We start from the raw sequence: 4703 nt of genomic DNA, 5'->3' as shown, positions 1-4703 counted from the left end.
CATCGCCGTCGTCCTGGGCGGCGGTGGCGCTCGCCTGCGGGGCTGCCGGGCCGGTGAACGGTCCCTGGGGCTCGTGGGTCACCGCGGAGAGGGCCTCGGTTCCGCCGGCGGCGACGGTGACGTCCTCCGGCGCCTGGGCGGCCACGGCCTCCTGGACCGGAGAGTCCGGCGCCACGGCGGCGACGGGGGCGGCGTCCGCCTCGGGCGCCGGCACCTGCTCCCCGGCAGCCGGTGCCGGTACGGGCTCGGCGCCCTGACCCGCATCCTGACCCGCGTCCGGGACGGGGGACGGTACGGCGTCCGCGGCGGGACCGGCTGCGTACCCGGGGCTCCCGGGCAGCCCGGCGGTCGCACCGACGGCCGAACCCGGTTCCGTGCTCGAACCCGCCTCGGGTCCGGTCGCCTCGGCCGTCGGTACGGAAGAGCCCTCGGACCCCGCAAGGCCCTCCGGACCCGGAGCCCCCTCCGGACCCGGCGCGGGAACGGCGTCCGCGACCGGTGCGCCCGGGGTGCTCTGCCGGTCCGCCGCGGCCGCGGCGGCCTGCGGCGCGTCCTGCGGCTGACCGGCGCCCGCCTCCGTCGCGACGCGGGCGACCAGCGCCTGGGCGGCCCCCAGGGACCGCTGAGACGGAACAACCGTTTCCGCTTGGGCGGTCGCACCCACCGCCGCATGGGCGCCCCAGGGATGCGCCGCCTGCGGGACCGCTTCCCGGGTGCGCGGCACGTCGAGGTACTCGGGGCCGGCGGACGGCAGGCCTGCCTGGCGCACCGGCACGTCGGCGGGGCCGCGGTCGGCAAGGGAGCGGACCGGGCCGGCGGTGGTGCTGGGAATGGGCGGGCCGAGGTGCAGCGGCCGGCGCGGCGCGGCCGGCGCCTGCGACCCGTGCGTGACCGCGGGACCGGGCGCCTGCTTCTGCCCGGGATCGGGCAGGCGGACGCCACCGAGGTCGACCGACCCGGTGTCCCGGCCGGACGTCTCGTGCGGTCCCGGCTCGTGCACGGTCTCGACGACCGGCTCCGGCGCGGGTGGGGCGACCTCGTTGCCCCAGGCGCCCTGGGCGCCCGGCAGCAGCAGGTCTTCGTCCTCGGCGGAACTCTCGGAGAGGTAGGTGTACGAGTCGGGCGCGGGGACGCCCGGCTGCTCCACCATGCCTGCGTTCTCCGGCTGTCCCTCGCCCGGGACCTGGCCGGTGTCGGTCATGCGTACCCCTCGCCCATCGGTTAGTGCTCCTACGACCAGCTCACCCGGAACGGCGCACCCGACCGCTCCACACTGAAGAACGAGCGTGCGTCCCCAGCGGTACGAACGGCCTTCCCTAAAAGGCGACAAAGCCATTCACAGGCATTGTCGCTGCCGTACGACCGCCGCGTCAGCTTGATCCGCGACGGTTCCGCTGTGGACTGCGCCACGTTGCGCGTCCTTGGCTTGTGCCGTACCACACACACCTCGGAACGGGCGTGTTTTCGGGACATCGGCCGACGAGTCGGCGGGCGTCCGAGTTGCGGTACAACGATCGGCCAGCCTACCGCGCGCGATACGACAACCCGCCCGCGGGGACGGCATCGGAACAGGGCGGCGCGCTCAGGTGGTACGCGTCGGCAGCACGCCGCTGAGCAGGAACGCGACGCTCCGTTCGGTCTCCGTCCAGGCCTTGGTGTCGAGCTCGACGGACTGCAGGAGGGCGCACTCGACCCGGTAGCCGTGCTCGGTCAGTTCCCGGCCGATCCGCTCGGCCGCGTCGCGGGTGGCGGCGTGCGTGACGATGCGCTGCGGGCGGCGGTCGGCCACCGCCAGGACCACGGCCGCTCCCCCGCCGCCGACGCGGACGACGTCCGGTTCGGGGAGGTCCTCCAGCACCTGCGGGGCGGTGCCGTGCACGACCTGGAGCTGGACGCCGTGACGGCGGGCGGTGGAGTCGGTGCGCGCGCAGGCCCGCGGGTCGCTGTCGACGGCGATGACCGCGGCGCCGGCCCGCGCCGCCTCGACGGCGAAGGCACCGCTTCCGCAGCCGATGTCCCACACGAGGTCGCCGAGTCTGGGGCCGAGCCGGGCGAGCTGGGAGACGCGCAGCGGCTCCCGTTCGCCCTCGCCGAGGCCGCCGCCGTAGGCGTCGGCCGGCAGCGTCCAGCCACGCGGGCCGGCGGCGGGGTCGCGCCCGGCGATCCAGCCGCCGGACGTGGTGGTGGCCTGGCCGCCGGCGACGATGACGACGTTCGGGTCGCGCCAGGTGTGGTCGGCTGCCCTGTCGGAGGTGACGACGCTGACCTGCTCGCGCGCGGTGCCGAGTTCCTCGCAGATGACGAAGGTGCGGTGGACGCCCTCCATGAGCAGGCCCAGTTCGGCCGGGCCGGCGCCGGGAGACGTAAGAACCGCCACTTTGGTGTGGGCCCGGCATACGTTCACCGCGCGTCGCAGGGTTCGGGGATGTGCGACCACCACGTGTGCGTCGTCCCAGGGCATGCCGGCTCGGGCGAAGGCGGCGGCAACGGAGGAGACCGCGGGGACGACCTCGACCTCCAGGCCGAACTCGGGTGCGCGCAGGGTCCTGACGACGCCGAAGAAGCCCGGGTCGCCGTCGGCGAGGACCACCGCCGTGCCGCGGTGGCCGGCGACCCGGCGGGCGGCCAGGGCGACACTGCCGAGCCGGATGCGCTCGGCACCGGCGGGCACCTCGGGAAGTTCCAGGTGGTGCGCGGCGCCTGCCACCAGGGTGGCGGCGCCCAGTGCGGCGCGGGCCGCTGCGGTCAGCGGCGAACCGTCCCAGCCGATCACCGTGACCCGGTCGGCCATCGTTGTCAGTCTCCTGGTGTGCGCGGGGCGTCTTGGGTGTGCGGGGTGCGGTCGGCCGCTCCGCCCGCGGGCGGGCTTGGTGAGAGTACCCGGTACGGTCGTGAACCGGGGCGACCCGCCACCGGCCACCCGTCCGGGAGGATTCCGGACGGGGTTCAGCTCCAGTCGGTGAAGGCGGTGAACTGTCCGGTGTCGGCCAGTTGTTCGGCCGATCCCTCGAGGTCCTCCGGCAGCAGGCTCCACACGATGAAGTCGGTGCGTACGTCCGTCCAGACGCCGTCGTCACCGCGGACGTGGGCTATGCAGGCGTTGCGCAGGACGCCCTCGCTGATGCAGCCGATCTTCTGGGCGACCTGCTGCGAGGCGGTGTTGTCGGCGGCCGTGCGCAGCTCGACGCGTTCCAGCTTCTGGTCGCCGAAGAGCCACTGGGCCGTGGCCATGGCGGCCTCGGAGGCGTAGCCCTCGCCGCGCGCCCAGGGGGCGACGATGTACGAGAGTTCGGTGGACCGGATGTGCCAGTTGGTCTTGGTGAGCTGGATGACGCCCACCAGGCGCTGGGTGAGGAACTCGGTGACGGCGAGGTCCAGTCCGCGTCCGGCCGCGCGTTCGGCGGGGGCGTGCTCGGTGATCCAGGTGCGGGCGGCCTGCTCGGTGAAGGGCTGGGGGACGTCGGTCCAGGCGGCGACCTGCTCGTCGTTCATCATCTCGGTCAGAGGGGGGACGTCGTCCGCGTCGAGGGGACGCAGCACCAACCGCTCCGTGCTGATGGAGATGTTGGGGAAGGTGCTGCTCGTCATGCGCCGCTCCGTAACCTTCGTGACCGTCGGATACCGCTGAACTGCCCAGCATGCAGCATGAAAGCACCGGACCGCACCACGGGGTCCACTCCGTGTACCGGAGTGGACCCCGAGAGTGCCGGACGGGTGCCGGGCGCGGTGCGGGCGGCTGTGCGCCCCCTCGTGCGACCGGCCGTGTGCCCTGTGCCGGTGGTGCGCGTCGCCCGGACCGGACGGCGGATCAGAAGGCGGCGACGACCGAGCCGGCGTACTTGTCGTCGATGAACTTCTTGACCTCGTCGGAGGTGAGCAGCTCGGCGAGCTTCTTCACGCGCGGGTCGTCCTCGTTGCCCTCCTTGACGGCGAGGAAGTTGGCGTGCGGGTTGCCCTCGGCGGCCTCGAGGACGAGGGCGTCCTCGGCCGGCTTGAGGTCGGCCCCGATGGCGTAGTTGCCGTTGACGACCGCGGCGTCGACGTCGGCCAGGGCGCGCGGCGTCTGGGCCGCCTCCAGCTCCTTGAACTTGAGCTTCTTCGGGTTCCCGGTGATGTCCGACGGGGTCGCCTCGAAGCCGACGCCTTCCTTGATCGTGATGATCTTGTTGGCGGCGAGCAGCTGCAGTGCGCGTCCCTCGTTGATGGTGTCGTTGGGGATGGCGATGGTCGCACCGCTCTTCAGCTCGTCGGCCTCCTTGACCTTCTCGGAGTAGAGACCGAGCGGCTCCAGGTGCACGTCGCCGGCGGGCACGATGTGCGTGCCGTTCTTCTTGTTGAAGTCGTCGAGGTACGCCTGGGTCTGGAAGTAGTTGGCGTCCACCGAGCCGTCCTCCGTGGAGGTGTTCGGCGTGACGTAGTCGGTGACCTCCTTGACCTCCAGGTCGAGCCCGGCCTTCTCCGCCAGGTTGTCCTTGACGAAGTTGAGGATCTCGGCGTGCGGCACGGGGCTCGCGGCGACGGTCAGCGGGCCGGAGGCGTCGGACCCGGACTCCTTCTCCGAACCGCAGGCGGTGAGGCCGAGGGTGAGGGCTCCGGCGGCGAGGACGGCGGTGGTGATCTTGACGGTGTTACGCACGAAAAGTGCCTTTCCTTCAGGGTGGTACGGCCCCGACTCGGGGTGGTGCGGGGCCTTCGGGGAAGTG

General features: G+C 73.0%; 4 protein-coding genes. All 4 read right to left on the bottom strand.

Annotated features, from left to right (window positions below; all coding sequences use genetic code 11):
- Positions 1-1201, bottom strand: a 1201-nt coding sequence (locus tag AOK11_RS45830; RefSeq protein WP_478501597.1) for a DNA polymerase III subunit gamma/tau domain-containing protein, incomplete at its 3' end; no start/stop codon positions are given.
- A gap of 381 nt (positions 1202-1582) precedes the next feature.
- Positions 1583-2791 carry a precorrin-6y C5,15-methyltransferase (decarboxylating) subunit CbiE gene (gene cbiE / locus AOK11_RS35905; protein WP_055597830.1) on the bottom strand — a complete coding sequence of 403 codons (1209 nt, stop codon included), beginning with the start codon at positions 2789-2791 and terminating at the stop codon, positions 1583-1585.
- Between the two features lie 155 nt (positions 2792-2946).
- A complete protein-coding gene (locus AOK11_RS35900) occupies positions 2947-3588 on the bottom strand; it encodes a GNAT family N-acetyltransferase (protein ID WP_055597829.1) in 642 nt (213 codons plus the stop codon).
- A gap of 220 nt (positions 3589-3808) precedes the next feature.
- A complete protein-coding gene (locus AOK11_RS35895; RefSeq protein WP_055597828.1) occupies positions 3809-4636 on the bottom strand; it encodes a MetQ/NlpA family ABC transporter substrate-binding protein in 828 nt (275 codons plus the stop codon).
- Between the last annotated feature and the right edge of the window lie 67 nt (positions 4637-4703).

The organism is Streptomyces hirsutus, from assembly GCF_001418415.1.
In the GTDB taxonomy this organism is placed as follows: domain Bacteria; phylum Actinomycetota; class Actinomycetes; order Streptomycetales; family Streptomycetaceae; genus Streptomyces; species Streptomyces hirsutus.
This window is presented reverse-complemented; position numbering and strand designations above follow the sequence as displayed.

Bases quoted from the DNA above. Each gene is read 5' to 3' on its own strand.
- cbiE (WP_055597830.1), bottom strand. From the start codon at position 2,791: ATGGCCGACCGGGTCACGGTGATCGGCTGGGACGGTTCGCCGCTGACC.
- AOK11_RS35900 (WP_055597829.1), bottom strand. From the start codon at position 3,588: ATGACGAGCAGCACCTTCCCCAACATCTCCATCAGCACGGAGCGGTTG.